Origin of the sequence: Proteinivorax hydrogeniformans (genome assembly GCF_040515995.1) — a bacterium.
Taxonomy (GTDB): Bacteria; Bacillota; Proteinivoracia; order Proteinivoracales; family Proteinivoracaceae; genus Proteinivorax; species Proteinivorax hydrogeniformans.
This window is the reverse complement of record NZ_CP159485.1, coordinates 26,345-45,188: the sequence shown is the minus strand read 5'-3', so window position 1 is coordinate 45,188 and position 18,844 is coordinate 26,345. Positions and strand designations below refer to the sequence as shown.

Sequence of the window (18,844 nt, the reverse complement as noted above, 5' to 3'; positions counted from 1 at the left end):
TATTATTTTTTTAACAACGAAATGCAAAACAAACAGTCTCCCTCTTCCCTTAAGCTGCCATAATGTAAGTGACATATATGAAAACCCTCATTATACAGTCTAGCTAGAGCGTCCTGGCCTTCTTTTACAGTTGTTACATTCTTTTTCTTTTTAGAGTTTGGAAGCTGTTCTTTTAGCCATTTATTTTCTTTTTCTAATCTTTGATTTTCTTGCTTTAAGGTATTGGCCTTTTCCTTTAAGTCCTTTAAAGTTCGGTAAAACTCCTCAAGCTTATCTTCTAATAACCTAATTTCTTGTTCCATTACCCTCCCCCTATTCCTTATCGATTTCTACTTCTGCAGCGGGGAAATCCACCCAGGTTCTGCTATCATCGAGCTCTACCTTAACGTTAGACTTTAGTGGATTCACTTCTACTATCTTACCTTTTCCTACCTTAGTTTTTACCCTATGTCCTACATTGGGCAACTCTTTGTTAGCTTCCTTATAATGTTCATTCTCATATCTTAAGCAGCACATAAGCCTACCACAAATGCCGGATATTTTATTGGGGTTTAGGGATAGGTTTTGTTCTTTTGCCATTTTTATAGATACCGGCTCAAACTCTCCTAAAAAGGTGTTGCAGCAAAGAGGTCTTCCACAACATCCTAGGCCACCTAACATTTTTGCTTCATCCCTAACTCCAATTTGGCGTAGTTCTATCCTAGTTCTAAAAACAGCCGCAAGATCCTTAACAAGCTCTCTAAAGTCAATTCTACCATCAGCAGTAAAGTAAAAAATAATTTTTGAAGCGTCAAATGTGTATTCCACGTCAATTAATTTCATGTCTAGATTGTGACTTTCTATCTTTTCTGTGCAAGTTTTAAAGGCTTCTTCAGCTTTTTCTATGTTATCTTCCATCATTTTTTTGTCGTTAGATGTAGCCTTCCTTATAACCTTTTTTAAAGGTAGGATTAACTCACTTTCTTCTACTTCCTTAGGGGAAACAACAACATCTCCATACTCTAAACCCCTAGCTGTTTCTACAATAACACTATCTCCAACTTCTAGTTCCCACTTGTCTGGGCTGAAGTAATATATCTTGCCTGCTTTTTTAAAGCGTACTCCTACTACATCATATAATTCCATTTTAAACCTCCTGTAGTCTCATAAAAAGGACTTCTAGATTGAGTATAAAGTTTCCTTTATAGTCTAAGTTAACTCTGACCTCATCTATTTTTTTCATTGCCAAAAAAGGGTCTAACCATTCCCTTTCTATTAGTATATCATAGTATTCAAAATTTACGATTTTTGTTTTGTCTCCACCCTTTTGTAAGTATAATACATCTCTATACCAAAAAGTAAGCAAGTCTAAAATTAAATGGTGATCCATATCCTTCACGTTAGATTCTATGTCAGCATATGAAATGCTGTTATCTTTAAATTTTAGAATTAGTTCAATAACCTTCTCTCTTTCACTTAAAAAATTAGTTTCCGCTAATCTTATAGCTTGTCCTAGCGATCCTTGACTAAAGTTTGCTATGGATAAAGCTTCTTTTTTGTCTAAGTGTTTGTTCTCACATAAATATTTTTCTAATATGCTTTTCTTTAGCGGCATAATTTTAAATGGAACTGCCCGAGATTTAACCGTAGGCAGCACTTTATCTAAATTATTTGTCAGTAATATTATTACAAGATATTCCGGAGGCTCTTCTATCATCGTCAAGATGCTATTTGCAGCTTGTGGAGTTAACATCTCGGTATCTTCTAAAATAAGAATCTTTTTAGAGATTTCTAGGGGGGAAAATTTCCCCCCGTTTTTAAACTCTGAAATATTTTCAAGCTTCACGTTTTTCCCATCGTTTCTATACATTAAAACATCTGGATGGCTTCCACCTAGGATGTTTTGACAGGTTCGACAATGGCCGCAGCCATTTTTAGAGCAGGCAATTATCTGAGCTATTTTTCTAGAAATGGTTTTTTTGCCTGTTCCTTTATTACCATGAATAATGTAACAGTGGCTCAACTGATTATGATTTGTCACTTTTTTAAAATAATCTAGTATGTGATTTTGTCCTATTACCTCCATTATAATACTCCTTCTATGCTATACTCTTTCAAACTGGTCCACGTCTAAAACAAATATAGTAGCGCCTCCAACTACAATTTCTACAGGATAAGGTACATATGATTCCACTGCCCCACCGATTGGGGACATCGTAGTTACAGTCTTCTCTCTAGCCTTACATATCTTTTTAATAAGCTTAACTACTTGCTGGGTTTTGTTATCCTCTACTCCTATTAAAACTGTCGTATTACCCGCCTTTAAAAAGCCTCCCGTACTAGCTAGCTTAGTAGCTTTAAATCCATCTTCAACTAAAGCCTCTAACAATTTGCCGCTATCTTTATCTTGAATAACCGCCACTACTAATTTCATTTTTTCCCCTCCTTTTTTTAAAGTAACCCCATATGACCGGCTATGTCCTTAAAGACATCTTCTTTACTCCTATTACCATCAATAGTGATAATGGGGTACTTTTTAGACAAAGAAATATAACCTTCTTTTACTTTTTTAAAATACTCTAGTCCCCTTTGCTCTATCCTATCTTTTTTGCCAGTTATCCTGCCTAACGAACTTTCTATATCTAGGTCTAAGTAAAATGTATAATCTGGCAGAAGGTTTTCTGTAGCTATTTTATTTATTTCAGCTACTATATTTTCTTCTACTCCCAAACCTAGACCTTGATAAACAATACTAGAAAACACATATCGATCAGCTATAACGTTAACACCGGCATTTAATTTCGGCTTTATAACTTCTTGAATCAGCTGAGCTCTTGCTGCACTATATAATATTGTTTCTGTTATTGGGTTAATATCCCCTTTAAAATCTAGCAAAATTTTTCTTATCTCATTTCCAACGTCTGTTCCTCCTGGTTCTCTTGTATATAAATAGTTTATCCTTTTTTGCTCAAATAGTTCGCATAACTTTTGGGCTTGAGTTGTTTTCCCAGCTCCGTCAGGACCTTCTATAACTATGAACTTTCCTTTTGTTTCCATTTTTCCACTTCCTATCTATTTACTTGTATATGGCCACCTTCAATGCCGTGAATAACTCCTATGAATTTTTGTATATAATCTATTGCCTCTTTTGTAATTACTTCTCCAGGCATAACAATAGGGATTCCAGGCGGGTATGGGGTTATGGTGTTATTTGAAACTTTGCCTATTGCCTTTCTAATCGGCACCCATTTAGAAGAATTATAAAATGCAGTTCTTGGAGTAATAGCCTGTTGCATTTGGCTAGGCAGCTCAAATTTTAACTCATTTTTTTCTTCTAAATTAAAACCGTTTAAACCTCTTTTTATCAAAAGTACAGTTTTTTTAATATCTTTTTTGCTATGATTAGGTTTTAACAAAAACAGCATTTTTCTACCTTCGATAAGCTCAGGGTAAACCCCATGTGCGTTAAGAAACCTTCCCACTTTTGCTGCTACATTAGAATGATCAAACATTACAGTTACTTTAGTTGGGTCTATAAAATAATCGGTTGGAAATTCTTTAATATATTGTATTTTATATTTTTTTAATAATTCCTGCATATAACCGCTTATTTTCTCAGTATCTTCAAGGATTTTTTCTCCGTTAACTTTATAAATCTTTCTTGTATAGTCTATAGAAGCTAAGAGTATATAAGATGGGCTAGTAGTTTTATATAATGAAATATGATTTTTTATATCCTTACTACTATATTCATTATTATTTACATGTAACATTGCTGTTTGTGTAAGTCCAAATAAGTTTTTATGACAGCTATTAACAACTATGTCAGCATTACATAAGTTTCCTAGTTTTTTTTTAAAATCAGTAAAGTATAGGTGGGCGCCATGTGATTCATCTAATAATACTTTTAATCCTTGTTGCTTACAGTATTTTATAATCTCTCGTAAGTTTGTCGGATATAGGCCATAATAGTTTGGATATGTTAGAACTATCCCTTCGATATCACTATTTTTGTTATGAGCCTTTTTTATATCCTGCAAAGTAGTAGGTAAAGTCATGTCTAATACAGCATCGTATTTAGGTGTTATGTATACTGGGGTTGCACCTGTCACTATTAACCCATTAATAATAGATTTATGGCAGTCTCTAGGTATTAGTACCTTTTTATTTTCTTTAAATAAAAAGGACATCCCCGCTAAAATACCGCTAGTTGAACCGTTTACAAGATAAAAGCTGCTTATGCTATCAAAAACTTTACTTAACATTTTCTCGCTATTTTTAATTATTCTTTTAGGTTTGTGGTAGTCATCAAAACAGTCTACCTCAGTTGTATCATATCTATATAATTTACTTTTAAACCTGTTAGGTAAAAGCAAGCCGCAATTATGACCCGGCATATAGAAACTAACTCGATTACTTTTATTTTGCCTTGTAGGTATTATATCAAATAAAGACAATTTTTTGTCCTCCTATTTTGAGGTTTAACTATATTATAACAGAAAAGAATATAAGGTGGATAAAAGAAAAAGGACAAGCACGCATCAAGTTAACTTTCTGCCGCTTGTCCATCACAATTCCAAATTTTTTTCATCCTATTTAAAATATCGGAGTAATTAGGATTTTCCACCTCGGTAGTAGATATCAAGTTAATACATCTTGTACAGATAAAACTGTCTAATATCTTCATACCCTTTTGCTTGTGAAAACTACATATGATACACTTTTTATCCATTTAAACACCGCCCTTTTAAGGCTATGTTTTCCATCTAAAGTGATAATATACCAATTAGCTATAGTTTGGTGCCTCTTTTGTAATATCTATATGATGAGGGTGGCTTTCCTGCAGCCCAGCTCCTGTTATTTTTACAAATTTAGCGTCATTGTTTAAGGATTTTATATCTGCAGCACCGCAGTATCCCATCCCTGCCCTTATACCGCCTAGCAGCTGATAAATTGTGTCTGAAAGGTAGCCCTTATACGGCACCCTGCCCTCTACACCTTCAGGAACTAACTTTTTCTGGTTGTGTTGGAAGTATCTATCTTTACTTCCTTTTTCCATAGCACCCATAGATCCCATTCCTCTATAGACTTTATAGCTTCTTCCTGCGTAAATCTCAGTCTCTCCTGGACTTTCATCGGTTCCTGCTAGCAAGCTTCCCAACATAACAGTAGATGCGCCAGCAGCAAGCGCTTTTACAATGTCTCCAGAGTACTTAACACCGCCATCAGCAATTATAGGGGTGTTGTGTTTTTTTGCAACTTGGCTACATTGATAAACTGCAGTTATTTGGGGAACTCCTACTCCAGCAACAACCCTTGTTGTGCAAATAGATCCTGGTCCTATTCCTACTTTTACTGCATCAGCCCCTGCGGATATTAGGTCTTCTGTTGCCTCTGGGGTAGCTACATTACCGCCAATAACCTGTATGCTAGAAAATTCATTTTTAATCTTTGTAACTGTATCTAGTACCCCCTGAGAGTGACCATGAGCAGTGTCTACAACTATTACATCGACTTTAGCATCAACTAATGCAGATACCCTTTCCATCGTGTCAGCTCCTGTGCCAACGGCTGCAGCTACTAACAGTCTTCCATTTTTATCTTTTGCGGAGTTAGGATACATCTTTGCTTTTTCAATATCTTTGATTGTTATAAGTCCCTTTAGGTTAAAACTTTCATCTACTATAGGAAGTTTTTCGATCTTATGCTTCATTAGTATTTCTCTAGCTTGGCTTAGGTTAGTTCCTTCCTTAGCAACTATTAGGTTATCTTTTGTCATAACCTCTTTTATAGGTTGAGTTAAATCTTCCACAAACCTTAAATCTCTATTGGTTATAATCCCCACAAGCTTTTCATCACGGCATATGGGAACTCCTGATATCCTATATTTTGCCATGATTTTTGAAGCATCTTCTAAGATATCATCCTCTTTTAAGTAAAAAGGATCTGTTATTACTCCGTGTTCTGATCGTTTTACTTTGTCCACTTCTGAGCTTTGCTGCGCTATACTCATATTCTTGTGTATTACACCTATACCACCTTCTCTTGCCATGGCAATGGCTGTTTTTGCTTCTGTAACAGTATCCATTCCCGCACTAAGAAGTGGAACATTCAAAGTGATATCTTTGGTAAGTTGTGTTTTTAAGTTTGCTTTGTGAGGTAATACATTGGATTTTTGTGGTACTAAAAGCACATCATCAAAAGTTAGTCCGTCCATAGATATAAATTTTTCATTCATTATTTAACACTCCTTTTTTAATATAAAAATCCCCATTAGCCTTAAAAGAAAGAGTCTAATGAGGGTATAGGAGTACTATACCCTCGTAGCAGAAGAATTTTGGTTCTTCGGTAGATACTCATCAGCCAATTCCAATGATTATACGGGGCAAAATGCTTTTTTGTTATTAAGGAAATATTATACCATAAAAAAACTTTTTTTCAATGTATTCTTATTAACTCTAGCACATTAATACTTATGTATTTAAATCATAAAGTAAAAAGGAATTGGCCATATAAATGACCAATTCCTAAAAAATTTATTCAACTAATTCTTCAATAGAGTCCACATCTACATATTCTGGAACAACTAATCCTATAGCCGCCCCTTCATAGTTTGGACCTAAGTCTACGATATCATCACTGTAATCAGCATAGTAACTCTCATGAGTTCCTGGCAACCAAGCTGCTAATAAGAAGTCTGCAGCACCAGAAGCAACCCCTTGCCACATAGCTCCTGCTTGTAGAGCATCAACTTCTACATCGTATCCAAACTCGTCTTGAAGAATGTTTCTTACTACATAAGTACTTGCTGTTGCGCAGGCCCACTCTACATAGGTAACGCTTAGTTCGCCTGCTTCACTTACTTCAATTCCTTCAGTCCAGCTGTCAACAAGCTCTCTATTTTCTTCAATCCAAGCTTGCGCAGCTTCATCTCTATCATCTATCTCTTCCATCATACCGATCGCTCCAGCTAAATCTTCTGCACCTAAGAAGTAGTTTTCTAAAAACTGGTTTACTTCTGGGTGCTCATCTGCAAAATCCTGCCTAGTTATAGTGTTAATAGTCTCTTCTCCACCAAAAACACCCTTAGGATCTTCTAAAAACTTTAAGTTAAAATCAGCAAACTTCCAGTGTGGTGCCCATCCTGTTACAACAATGTACTCTTCATTTTCATAAGCTCTTTGTAGACTTGCTGTCATTGCAGCATCGCTACTCTCAACTAGTTCCATATCTAAACCATATTCTGCAATCGCATCTTCTGCAGCTCCCATGACACCTGCTCCAGAGTCGATCCCTGTTATTTCTCCATCAAACTTATCTACAACTGATTCATCCGTAGTTTCACCAGGGACTTCTGCCTCACCGTTAGCGCATCCTACAGCTACTAGCGCAAAAATTGAAACGATAACTAAACATAAAACAAAACCTTTTTTCTTAAACATAAAACTAAAAACCTCCTTAAAAATTTTTGTATCTATTTTTTCTTTATTTGCTTACCCCTTGGGTAAGCCTATCTAGAATGATAGCAATAATAACAACAGCTATACCACCTTCAAAACCTACTCCTGTCTCAAGTTGGCTTACACCTCTCATTACTACACTCCCTAAGCCTCTCGCACCAATCATCGAAGCAATTACTACCATAGAAAGCGAAAGCATTATACATTGGTTAATACCTGCCATGATAGTAGGCATAGCTTGTGGCAGTTGAATTTTAAAAAGCATTTGTGAAGGCGTGGAACCGAAAGCTTTCCCTGCTTCAACTAACTCTTCAGGCACCTGTCTTATACCTAAATTTGTAAGCCTAATAGCCGGAGGCATAGCAAAGATTATTGTAGCAACTGCCGCCGGAGTAGAGCCTATGTCAAACAACACAACCGCTGGTATTAAGTACACAAATGCAGGCATTGTCTGCATAAAGTCAAGAATAGGCCTTAAAAATGCATCAACTGTGTCATTTTTTGCAGCTAAGATGCCTAATGGTATTGAAATAACTAATGCTAAAAGAGTTGAAGTTAAGATTAGTGAAATAGTTTGTACTGATTGCTCCCATAACCCAATGTTACTTATTAGCATTATGCCTAAAGCAGCAAAAACAGCTACTCCAGTTCCAGAGCGAGTATAGGCTAAAGAACCAATAAAAACCGCAAACATAATAGGTGATGTTAGTTCAGGTACGAATATACCAGTCGCATACGCCACCACAAACATTAAGATTTGAGCAGCTGTCACCTTTACAGATCTTGTTAGAAAAAATAATAGTGCTAACCCAACAATGTTAACCGAAAGGAAAGGTAATAGCACAAGGTTAAGACCCTGTATTACAAAAACCGATATAATCAGAGACAAGATAACTGTCAACCATTTTGGAAGTTTAAAATCATTAACAGATAAGCCTATTTTAAAGTGCAACATAAAAATTAGAGCAAATGCTAGCGGAACCCAATATATTGGCATATATAGCATTGTTTGTAAAAAACCTACTATACCATCTACTCCATCTCGAATTAAATTAAAAAGAAGTCCAAAGTTGTCTACTAAAAAGTTTTCAACCCATTCTGCTCCTTCTCCTAAAGGAATTTTAGGAAACATTGTCTTCACCCCTTTCTGGTATTAGGGCTTCTAGCACGCTTCCCTTTACAACCACACCTAGCAGCTTATTTTCTTTATTAACTACTGCGGTAGGTAAGGAATCACTAGCTGTTACCTCTATTAGTTCTTGTATGCTTGTATCTGGATACACAGTGTTAACCTCGTTTTCTTTTACTATCCCATTTAATTCTTTCTTACCTTGTTCTATGGCTTTATAAACATCGTCGATGTGAACAACGCCTTTTAGTTTTCTTTTCTCTGTTACTAATACGGAGTTGATACCGTGCTCTCTCATTTCTTTAAGTGCAACCCTCGGTCCCTGATTACCACCAACTGTAGTAAACGGCTTTGCCATCACATCTTCAGCTGTTAAAATCTCACTTCTATTAACTCCCTGCACAAAGCGCTTCACATAGTCATTAGCAGGGTTAGAAAGAATTTCTTCAGCTGTTCCTATTTGAACTGTTTCTCCATCTTTCATAAGCATTATTCTATCACCAATTTTAAGCGCCTCATCTAAATCATGAGTGATAAAAATGATGGTCTTTTGCATTTCTTCTTGTAAATCCAAAAGTTCATCCTGCATATCACTTCTAATTAGTGGGTCTAACGCGCTAAAAGCTTCATCCATTAACAAAATATCAGGGTTGTTAGCTAAAGCTCTGGCTAGACCGACCCTTTGCTGCATACCTCCACTTAGCTGACTAGGTAGGTTGTGCTCATAGCCAGACAAACCAACTTGTTTAAGCGCAGTCATTGCTTTCTTTTCTCTTTCTTCTTTTTCTATTCCTTGAACTTCCAGGCCATACTCCACATTTGAAAGCACGGTCCGTGAAGGAAGTAGGGCAAAGTTTTGAAAGACCATACTCATTGACTTTCTACGTACCTTTCTAAGCTCTGTATCGTTAAGGTTGGAGATGTTTTTACCATCTAAGATAACTTCTCCAGCAGTCGGATCTAAAAGTCTATTTAGACAGCGGACAAGAGTTGACTTCCCACTTCCCGACAGCCCCATAATTACAAAAACCTCACCTTTTTTAACAGTAAAGTTTGCATTGTTAACTGCCACAGTTAAATTGTTCTTTCTTAAAATCTCTTCCTTAGATTTACCTTTATTAAGAAGCTCAACGCCCCTTTTGGGTTTTTTGCCAAAAACTTTATATAAGTCCTTTACTATTAACTTATCAGACAATGATCTGCCTCCTCGTTTTTTCTTATGTATTTCGCACCTATTAATGGTAACATGCGGTTATACATTGGTCAAAGATAGTCAGACAGCCTGTAAGCTTCTTAAGACGGTTCTAATTGCATTAAGCCTATTTAGAAACATTAGAGACAATAATGGTCAGATATAGTCAAATATCCTTGTGTATGCTAAGTTCGTAAATCTTAAAATCAGTAAAAAAATAGGCTATTGAAAACATTATTCTACAAAAGACATTAAAAAAAAGCACCTAACCAAATAATATGGTTAGGTGCTTTAAGGTACCCAGCGACGTCCTACTCTTCCAGGGGGTAAACCCCAAGTACCATCGGCGCTGAAGAGCTTAACTGCGGTGTTCGAGATGGGAACCGGTGGATCCTCTTCGCTTTTGTCACTGGATAAATTACCATAAGGAATAAAACTAAGTCATTATCTAAACTAAGTTGGTCAAGTCCTCGACTTATTAGTACCGGTCAGCTAAAGGTATTACTACCTGTACACCTCCGGCCTATCTACCAGATAGTCTATCTGGAGTCTTACTTGGACAAGCCAATGGGAAGTCTTATCTTGAGGGTGGCTTCGCGCTTAGATGCTTTCAGCGCTTATCCGTGCCGAACTTAGCTACCCAGCACTGCCACTGGCGTGACAACTGGTACACTAGAGGTTCGTCCATCCCGGTCCTCTCGTACTAAGGACAGATCCTCTCAAACTTCCTGCGCCCGCGACAGATAGGGACCGAACTGTCTCACGACGTTCTGAACCCAGCTCGCGTACCGCTTTAATGGGCGAACAGCCCAACCCTTGGGACCTACTACAGCCCCAGGATGCGATGAGCCGACATCGAGGTGCCAAACCTCCCCGTCGATGTGAACTCTTGGGGGAGATAAGCCTGTTATCCCCGGGGTAGCTTTTATCCGTTGAGCGACGGCCCTTCCACTCGGTACCGCCGGGTCACTAAGCCCGACTTTCGTCCCTGCTCGACTTGTAGGTCTCGCAGTCAAGCCTCCTTATGCCTTTGCACTCTACGAATGATTTCCAACCATTCTGAGGAGACCTTGGGGCGCCTCCGTTACTCTTTGGGAGGCGACCGCCCCAGTCAAACTGCCCACCTGACACTGTCCTAAAACCGGATTACGGTTTCTAGTTAGAATTCCAACATTCACAGGGTGGTATCCCACTTTAGGCTCCTAGAAGACTAGCGTCCTCTATTCTCAGCCTCCCACCTATGCTGTACAGTCAATGCCAAAATCCAATATCAGGCTACAGTAAAGCTCCACGGGGTCTTTCCGTCTTGTCGCGGGTAACCTGCATCTTCACAGGTACTACAATTTCACCGGGTCCTTCGTTGAGACAGCGCCCAAGTCGTTGCGCCTTTCGTGCGGGTCGGAACTTACCCGACAAGGAATTTCGCTACCTTAGGACCGTTATAGTTACGGCCGCCGTTTACTGGGGCTTCGGTTCAGAGCTTCTCCGACACTCAACTCAAAACCTATACTTTATACTAAGTATCTAGTAACACTTAATCTTCTTAGTTAAGCGCTAGTACTTAGCATAGATTCTAAGTTGAGTGTCGGATAACACGTTCCCTTAACCTTCCAGCACCGGGCAGGCGTCAGCCCCTATACTTCATCTTTCGATTTAGCAGAGACCTGTGTTTTTGATAAACAGTCGCTTGGGCCTATTCACTGCGGCCTCCTCTCGCTCAGTACGGATGTACTTCACAATATCGAGGCACCCCTTCTCCCGAAGTTACGGGGTCATTTTGCCGAGTTCCTTAACGAAGGTTCTCCCGAGCGCCTTAGGATTCTCTCCTCACCTACCTGTGTCGGTTTACGGTACGGGCACCGCGCTTCTTGTTAGAGGCTTTTCTTGGCAGTGTAGGATCAGTTAGTTCCCCTAAATTGGGTCCTCTTAACCTCTCAGAATAGATAGAGGCGGATTTGCCTACCTCTAATCCCTACTGGCTTGAACGCACTAGTCCATCAGTGCGATAACCTACCTTACTGCGTCACCCCATCACTCAAACAAAGCTTGGTGGCACTGGAATATCTACCAGTTGTCCATCGCCTACGCCTTTCGGCCTCGGCTTAGGTCCCGGCTTACCCTGAGCGGACGAACCTTCCTCAGGAAACCTTAGGTTTTCGGCGGAGATGATTCTCACATCTCTTTTCGTTACTTATATCAGCATTCTCACTTCTAAGCGCTCCACTGCTCCTTACGGTACAGCTTCGCCGCACTTAGAACGCTCCCCTACCAGTATTACTACTCCATTGCTTCGGTGGTAAGCTTTAGCCCCGGACATTTTCGGCGCAGGATCACTTGACCAGTGAGCTATTACGCACTCTTTAAATGGTGGCTGCTTCTAAGCCAACATCCTGGTTGTCTAAGCAATCCCACATCCTTTTCCACTTAGCTTACACTTTGGGACCTTAACAGATGGTCTGGGCTGTTTCCCTCTCGACTATGGACCTTATCACCCATAGTCTGACTCCCAAGGTCAAAATATATGGCATTCGGAGTTTGACTGAGTTCGGTAACCTGGGTTAGGCCCCTAGCTCAATCAGTGCTCTACCTCCACTATTCATCCTTGAGGCTAGCCCTAAAGCTATTTCGGGGAGAACCAGCTATCTCCGAGTTCGTTTGGCATTTCACCGCTACCCACAGCTCATCCCCTAATTTTTCAACATTAGTGGGTTCGGGCCTCCATTTTGTGTTACCAAAACTTCACCCTGGCCATGGGTAGGTCACTCGGGTTCGGGTCTACACATACAAACTAGTCGCCCTATTAAGACTCGCTTTCGCTACGGCTCCATGGCTTTACCATTTAACCTCGCTTGCAAATGTAACTCGCTGATCCATTATACAAAAGGTACGCCATCACCCGCTTATGGGGCTCTGACTGTTTGTAGGCACACGGTTTCAGGTTCTATTTCATCCCCCGCCTGGGGTACTTTTCACCTTTCCCTCACGGTACTTGTTCACTATCGGTCGCTGGGTAGTATTTAGCCTTTGGAGGTGGTCCTCCTAGATTCTTACGGGGTTTCTCGTGTCCCGCAATACTCGGGTGGCTACTTGGATAGATTAAAGCTTTTCGGCTACAGGACTTTCACCTTGTGTCGTTTGGGTTCCCAACCAATTCGCCTAAACTTTAATTTTGTAACTATCCCAAGTGACTGTATCCACTTGTAAAGTAACTCCCTCAACCCACTTTTAGCAACGCATACAGGCTTACACTAAAAGTGTTTAGGCTCTTCCCCTTTCGCTCGCCACTACTTAGGGAATCGAGTTTTCTTTCTCTTCCTCGGGGTACTTAGATGTTTCAGTTCCCCCGGTTGTCTCCTACCACCCTACTTGTTCAGGTGGTGGTACCACAGTATTAACTGTGGTGGGTTGCCCCATTCGGAAATCCGCGACTTAAAGCTTGCTTGCAGCTAATCGCGGCTTTTCGCAGCTCGCTACGTCCTTCTTCGACTCCCAGCGCCAAGGCATCCGCCGTGCGCCCTTTGTAACTTGACCTCGTTTTTCTCGTTTAAACATAATGAAATTGTATCTACCACGCTTTTTTATATCTCGGGTTGATACTTTCTTAGTTTTATCCTTATGGGTAATTTCAAAGATCGGTTGAAAGACTAGGTCTTTCAAAATTAAACAGCTATGCTACTAACCTTGAGGTTAAAGCTCCTTAGAAAGGAGGTGATCCAGCCGCACCTTCCGATACGGCTACCTTGTTACGACTTCACCCCAATCATTCGCCCCACCTTCGACGGTTGCCTCCTAAAAGGTTGGCTCACCGGCTTCGGGTGTTGCAAACTTTCGTGGTGTGACGGGCGGTGTGTACAAGGCCCGGGAACGCATTCACCGCGATATGCTGACTCGCGATTACTAGCAACTCCGACTTCATGCAGGCGAGTTGCAGCCTGCAATCCGAACTGAGACCTGATTTAAAGGATTCGCTCCAGATCGCTCCTTCGCTTCCCGTTGTTCAGGCCATTGTAGCACGTGTGTAGCCCAGGACATAAGGGGCATGATGATTTGACGTCATCCCCACCTTCCCCCGGTTTGTCACCGGCAGTCTCCTTAGAGTGCCCAGCTTAACCTGCTGGCAACTAAGAATAAGGGTTGCGCTCGTTACGGGACTTAACCCAACATCTCACGACACGAGCTGACGACAACCATGCACCACCTGTCTCTCTGCCTCAAAAGAGGACGACTTTATCTCTAAAGCCTTCAGAGGATGTCAAGCCCTGGTAAGGTTCTTCGCGTTGCGTCGAATTAAACCACATGCTCCGCTGCTTGTGCGGGCCCCCGTCAATTCCTTTGAGTTTCAACCTTGCGGTCGTACTCCCCAGGCGGGGCACTTAGTGCGTTAACTGCGGCACAGAGGGTATCTAAACCCCCTACACCTAGTGCCCAGCGTTTACGGCGTGGACTACCAGGGTATCTAATCCTGTTCGCTCCCCACGCTTTCGCATCTCAGTGTCAGGTACAGTCCAGAAAGTCGCCTTCGCCACTGGTGTTCCTCCTAATATCTACGCATTTCACCGCTACACTAGGAATTCCACTTTCCTCTCCTGTCCTCAAGTTTGACAGTTTCAAATGCAATACGGGGTTAAGCCCCGCAGTTTAACATCTGACTTATCAAACCACCTACATGCTCTTTACGCCCAGTAATTCCGGACAACGCTCGCCCCCTACGTATTACCGCGGCTGCTGGCACGTAGTTAGCCGGGGCTTCCTCTTGAGGTACTGTCATTTTATTCATCCCTCATAACAGAAGTTTACGATCCGAAAACCTTCATCCTTCACGCGGCATTGCTGCGTCAGGGTTGCCCCCATTGCGCAATATCCCCCACTGCTGCCTCCCGTAGGAGTCTGGGCCGTGTCTCAGTCCCAGTGTGGCTGATCGTCCTCTCAGACCAGCTATCCATCGTTGCCTTGGTAGGCCGTTACCCTACCAACTAGCTAATGAAGCGCGGGCCCATCCTTTAGCGATAAATCTTTCTTCTTTTAATCAGGTGATTAAAAGAAGGTATCCGGTATTAACATCAGTTTCCCGATGGTATCCCGATCTAAAGGGCAGGTTGCCCACGTGTTACGCACCCGTCCGCCACTAGGTCCATTAAGAGCAAGCTCTCAATTTCCCTCGTTCGACTTGCATGTGTGAGGCATGCCGCCAGCGTTCGTCCTGAGCCAGGATCAAACTCTCCATAAATAGTTTATGAAAAGCTAAAATTTAGCTCAACTTACTTAAATAATAAAAAAGAAATTAACTTTAAACCTTACTGGCTTTTGCATTAGCTGTTCAATTTTCAAAGACCTTGTCCGTCATCTCTCGACGACAAATACTACTATACCACACCTTTGAAATTAAGTCAACAATGTTTTAAAAAAATCTTATGTGATCTAAAAAAATAAGATCACATAAGAATAAACTTTAATGCAGTCAACAATATAACACCTGGTAATCCGAGCCCTCCAGAAACTAAAACCGTGACATAGTTTATCGGTAAGTACATGTTGAAAAAGTGTCCAAACAAATTCAAGAAAACCAGCGACGCCAAACCAACGCCTGCAAAAACTAATAGTTTTAACATCGACTTTCCTTGCCTTAGCAAAGGTCTTAAAATAATTGCTGTTGCAAACAAAAGCATTATAACAATAAAAAGCAACTCGTAGTTTTTTTCCATAACCCACCCCCTGCTTGCTTTGTTATAAAGTTATTCATTTCTTTTTAAAATATACTCTTTTTCCTTATTTACTTGTTTTTCTTTTTTTAATAGATACTCATAGCGTTTTTCTGCAGCTTGAACTGAGAAAATAGCGTAATCAACTAACTCTGGGTCGCTTACATTATTGAAATACTCTCTAGCACATTGCCATTCTTTTTTTGCCTCTTCTAGTAACTGGATAGCACTTTTAGATTGAGGAACATCTACTGGGTTACCATCCTCTAGAAAATAGTTTTTTATTCCTTTTAAAAGTTTTACTAACCTTATCATACCTACACCACCTTAACTTTTTCTTATCCTAGGTTTAATTATTGACTAAGATTATTAAGGTCATACATTTTATAGGTATTGTATTAAAAAATAAAAACCACGAATGCAGATTCGTGGTTTTTGTGACTATATTTCCATTCTTCCTTGCATGGCTCTTGATAAAGTGACTTCATCGGCATATTCAATATCCCCACCGACCGGTAAGCCATGTGCAATTCTAGTAACTTTCGCACCCAAAGGCCTTATAAGCTTAGCCAGATACATTGCCGTAGCCTCTCCTTCAACATTTGGGTTGGTTGCTACAATTACTTCCTTTATTTTACCTTCTCTTATCCTATTTAATAGTGAGGGTATATTTAATTCGTCGGGCCCTATCCCCTCCATAGGAGATATGACTCCTTTTAGCACATGGTAATAGCCGTTATACTCCCCTATCCTTTCCATAACCCCAATGTCTTTAGCTTCTTGAACAACGCATATTGATTCTTTATCCCTTTTTTCATTCATACATATAGGACACTTTTCGTTTTCAGTGAAATTACTACACACTATACATTCTTTTACTTTATTTCGAACGTTAGAAATTGACTCAGACAACCTTTTTGCTTCTTGCTGTGGCATTTTCATTATGTAATACGCCAATCTCTGCGCCGACTTTTTTCCCACTCCTGGCAGCATCTGTAAAGATTCCACCAACTGAGTAAGATAAACTGACTGTCCTTCCATCTAAAACAACCCTGGAGGGAGTTGCATTCCTCCTGTAACTTTTTGCATTTCCTTCTCCACCATATCGTCTGCAGTTTTTAGCGCTTCATTTACAGCTGCTAAAACTAAATCTTGAAGCATTTCCACATCATCTGGATCTACAGCTTCTGGATCGATTGCGATGTCCTTTACTTCTTTGTGCCCATTAGCTACTACCTTGACTGCTCCGCCTCCAGCTGTAGCTTCAACTGTTTTTTCCTTTAATTCTTCTTGCATTTTAGCCATATCAGATTGCATTTTTTTCATCTGTTTCATAGCCTTATTCATATTTCCACCTTTAAACATTTGACATTCCTCCTTAATTTTCTTCTATTTCTACAAGGTCCTCTCCAAAGATTTCTTGAGCTTTAGCTACCATTGAGCTTTTCTGCTGTTTTTTTTTAACAGGACCTGTTTTGCTATGTTTTTTTTGTGATTTAATCTTTAACTCTGCGTTACATACATCTTGTAAAACTTTTTCTATTACAGACTTATGCTGTTCTTTCATGACATTATCAGCATGTAATATAAACTTATCACCATATTTTATAATTATGGTGTTTCCCTCTAAACTATCAACTACCCCTTCCTTTAACCAGGCGTGTGTAGAGACATTCTCTTTTTTTACATTATACAATATTTTATCCCAGTTATCCCTAATATATTTTAGGTTAACACCTTGTTTAGGCCCTGGGTCAATATTGTTTACTTGTTGCATTTGATTAGAAGGGGGAGGCGAAAACTCCTTTGTGTCAAACTTGTTTTCTAAATCATAGATCTTTTTTTCCAGCTCCACAATCTTTCTGTCTTTCCCCTCCATGGTTTTTATTATTAAAGTTTCCAATAAAATCTTAGGATGAGAGGAGTACCTTATTTGCTTTTGCCCTTCTGTCAAGACCTCTATAGTAGTGATTGCTTCCATAGGGGATACGCCAACATCAGCTTTTTCCTTGCTGACGCTTTTTAGCATAATATCCCTATATGCTGAGATTAAATCACTTAAAAATTGATGTATATCCTTTCCCTCTTCCACAATCCAGTCTACTTTATCCATGGCTGCTGCTACTTTTTTACCTGAAATATCGTCAACCATTTCCCAAACTGTATCATTGGAAGTTACGCCCAGCGAAGATAAAACCAACTCTTTTTTTACCTCATCTCCCTGTTTATAGACAAGAATCTGGTCTAGTAAGCTTAAAGCATCACGCAAACTCCCATCAGCCCTGCGGGAGATAATTTCTGCAGACTCTCTATCAATGGAAGCCCCGGCATTAGAACAGACTTCCGTTAAGTATCCAGCTATTTCTTCGATGCTAAACCTTCTAAAATCAAATCTCTGACACCTAGATAGGATGGTAGACGGTAACTTATGAGCTTCTGTAGTGGCTAAAATAAAAATAACATGTTGAGGAGGGTCTTCTAAGGTTTTAAGTAGTGCATTAAATGCCTCCACAGTTAACATATGTACCTCATCGATAATATACACTTTGTACCTGCTTTCAGAAGGCGCATATCGAACTCTTTCTCTAAGTTCTCTAATTTCGTCTATCCCCCTGTTTGAAGCAGCATCAATCTCAAGTACATCTAAGCTGTTATTTTCATTTATCTTTTCACAACTTGAACAAGTGTTACATGGATTCTTTTGAGGTCCATCTTTACAATTTACAGCTTTTGCTAAGATTTTTGCAGTACTAGTTTTACCCGTTCCTCTTGGTCCAGAAAAGAGATAAGCATGAGCTATTTGATTGTTTTCTAAGCTGTTTTGTAAAGTGCGCCTTATATGTTTTTGAGCAACATAGCCTTCTTCAAAGTTTGTCGGTCTTAACTTACGGTACAAAGCCTTATATCCCATATTTTAACCTCCTGTCTCTATTCTACCAAAACCAGATAGTGATTGACAACAAAGTTATAAAAAAAAACACCTACTAGGTGCTTTTAATAAAAATTAAGGCCGTACCCTACATTCGACTAGATGTCATAGGCGATACCTAGATAGTTAGCTCAAATCAGGCACCCCCACGGCACATCACAGCAACCACTTACCGCTGCTTCCTTCCGGACCTGACGGGGTTTATGGAGTGTGATTGCGTAGGACCCAATCGTCGTCACCACTTGTCTAGGCCAGCCCTACAAGCATCAAGCCTCACTGTAGGTATTCGATCCTGCTATAGCGGATTGCAGGTACAAGGCACCGCTACCTCCCCATCTAGTACGGCCATTTTTAACTTTATGGCGGAGAGGGAGGGATTCGAACCCTCGAGACAGGGCGTTCCCCATCTACTCGCTTTCCAGGCGAGCGCCTTAAGCCAACTCAGCCACCTCTCCA

At 40.0% G+C, this 18,844-nt stretch carries 16 protein-coding genes, 1 tRNA gene, 3 rRNA genes, 1 other RNA gene and 1 riboswitch; all 21 genes read right to left on the bottom strand.

Features of this window, described 5'->3' with window-relative positions; genetic code table 11:
* Positions 1-2: 2 nt before the first annotated feature.
* Entirely contained in the window at positions 3-302 is a 300-nt protein-coding gene (locus PRVXH_RS00220) for an initiation control protein YabA (protein WP_353893323.1), read from the bottom strand.
* Positions 303-312: 10 nt separating this feature from the next.
* Positions 313-1,125, bottom strand: a complete 813-nt coding sequence (locus PRVXH_RS00215; protein ID WP_353893322.1) for a stage 0 sporulation family protein — start codon at positions 1,123-1,125, stop codon at positions 313-315.
* A gap of 1 nt (position 1,126) precedes the next feature.
* Entirely contained in the window at positions 1,127-2,065 is a 939-nt protein-coding gene (locus PRVXH_RS00210) for a DNA polymerase III subunit (RefSeq protein ID WP_353893321.1), read from the bottom strand.
* Between the two features lie 18 nt (positions 2,066-2,083).
* Positions 2,084-2,413, bottom strand: a complete 330-nt coding sequence (locus tag PRVXH_RS00205; protein WP_353893320.1) for a cyclic-di-AMP receptor — start codon at positions 2,411-2,413, stop codon at positions 2,084-2,086.
* Between the two features lie 17 nt (positions 2,414-2,430).
* Complete coding sequence (tmk, locus tag PRVXH_RS00200; protein ID WP_353893319.1) at positions 2,431-3,036, bottom strand: dTMP kinase; 606 nt, start codon at positions 3,034-3,036, stop codon at positions 2,431-2,433.
* Between the two features lie 11 nt (positions 3,037-3,047).
* Positions 3,048-4,436: an aminotransferase class I/II-fold pyridoxal phosphate-dependent enzyme gene (locus tag PRVXH_RS00195; protein ID WP_353893318.1), complete on the bottom strand. Its 1,389-nt coding sequence runs from the start codon at positions 4,434-4,436 to the stop codon at positions 3,048-3,050.
* A gap of 89 nt (positions 4,437-4,525) precedes the next feature.
* Complete coding sequence (locus PRVXH_RS00190) at positions 4,526-4,711, bottom strand: sigma factor G inhibitor Gin (protein WP_353893317.1); 186 nt, start codon at positions 4,709-4,711, stop codon at positions 4,526-4,528.
* A 54-nt stretch (positions 4,712-4,765) separates the two neighbouring features.
* Positions 4,766-6,220 carry an IMP dehydrogenase gene (gene guaB / locus PRVXH_RS00185; RefSeq protein ID WP_353894521.1) on the bottom strand — a complete coding sequence of 485 codons (1,455 nt, stop codon included), beginning with the start codon at positions 6,218-6,220 and terminating at the stop codon, positions 4,766-4,768.
* 63 nt (positions 6,221-6,283) lie between these two features.
* Positions 6,284-6,383, bottom strand: a riboswitch (purine riboswitch).
* Positions 6,384-6,515: 132 nt separating this feature from the next.
* A complete protein-coding gene (locus tag PRVXH_RS00180; RefSeq protein ID WP_353893316.1) occupies positions 6,516-7,421 on the bottom strand; it encodes a glycine betaine ABC transporter substrate-binding protein in 906 nt (301 codons plus the stop codon).
* 43 nt (positions 7,422-7,464) lie between these two features.
* Positions 7,465-8,571 carry an ABC transporter permease subunit gene (locus PRVXH_RS00175; RefSeq protein WP_353893315.1) on the bottom strand — a complete coding sequence of 369 codons (1,107 nt, stop codon included), beginning with the start codon at positions 8,569-8,571 and terminating at the stop codon, positions 7,465-7,467.
* Positions 8,561-9,763 (bottom strand): glycine betaine/L-proline ABC transporter ATP-binding protein, encoded by a 1,203-nt coding sequence (locus tag PRVXH_RS00170; protein ID WP_353893314.1) that lies wholly within the window; start codon positions 9,761-9,763, stop codon positions 8,561-8,563. The genes PRVXH_RS00175 and PRVXH_RS00170 overlap by 11 nt, the downstream gene beginning before the upstream one ends.
* A gap of 295 nt (positions 9,764-10,058) precedes the next feature.
* Positions 10,059-10,174, bottom strand: a 5S ribosomal RNA gene (gene rrf, locus PRVXH_RS00165).
* A gap of 44 nt (positions 10,175-10,218) precedes the next feature.
* Positions 10,219-13,291: ribosomal RNA gene (locus PRVXH_RS00160) — 23S ribosomal RNA — on the bottom strand.
* Positions 13,292-13,461: 170 nt separating this feature from the next.
* A 16S ribosomal RNA gene (locus tag PRVXH_RS00155) occupies positions 13,462-14,987 on the bottom strand.
* The 16S, 23S and 5S rRNA genes sit together here, the layout of an rRNA operon.
* 205 nt (positions 14,988-15,192) lie before the next feature.
* Positions 15,193-15,462, bottom strand: a complete 270-nt coding sequence (locus PRVXH_RS00150; protein WP_353893313.1) for a pro-sigmaK processing inhibitor BofA family protein — start codon at positions 15,460-15,462, stop codon at positions 15,193-15,195.
* Between the two features lie 30 nt (positions 15,463-15,492).
* On the bottom strand, positions 15,493-15,774 hold the full coding sequence (locus PRVXH_RS00145; protein WP_353893312.1) for a DUF2508 family protein: 282 nt from the start codon (positions 15,772-15,774) through the stop codon (positions 15,493-15,495).
* Between the two features lie 126 nt (positions 15,775-15,900).
* Positions 15,901-16,500 (bottom strand): recombination mediator RecR, encoded by a 600-nt coding sequence (gene recR, locus PRVXH_RS00140; protein ID WP_353893311.1) that lies wholly within the window; start codon positions 16,498-16,500, stop codon positions 15,901-15,903.
* A complete protein-coding gene (locus tag PRVXH_RS00135) occupies positions 16,501-16,824 on the bottom strand; it encodes a YbaB/EbfC family nucleoid-associated protein (protein WP_353893310.1) in 324 nt (107 codons plus the stop codon).
* A 13-nt stretch (positions 16,825-16,837) separates the two neighbouring features.
* Entirely contained in the window at positions 16,838-18,370 is a 1,533-nt protein-coding gene (gene dnaX, locus PRVXH_RS00130; RefSeq protein WP_353893309.1) for a DNA polymerase III subunit gamma/tau, read from the bottom strand.
* 99 nt (positions 18,371-18,469) lie between these two features.
* Positions 18,470-18,733, bottom strand: an RNA gene (gene ffs / locus PRVXH_RS00125) — signal recognition particle sRNA large type.
* A 15-nt stretch (positions 18,734-18,748) separates the two neighbouring features.
* Positions 18,749-18,843: transfer RNA gene (locus tag PRVXH_RS00120), tRNA-Ser, on the bottom strand.
* Position 18,844 lies beyond the last annotated feature (1 nt).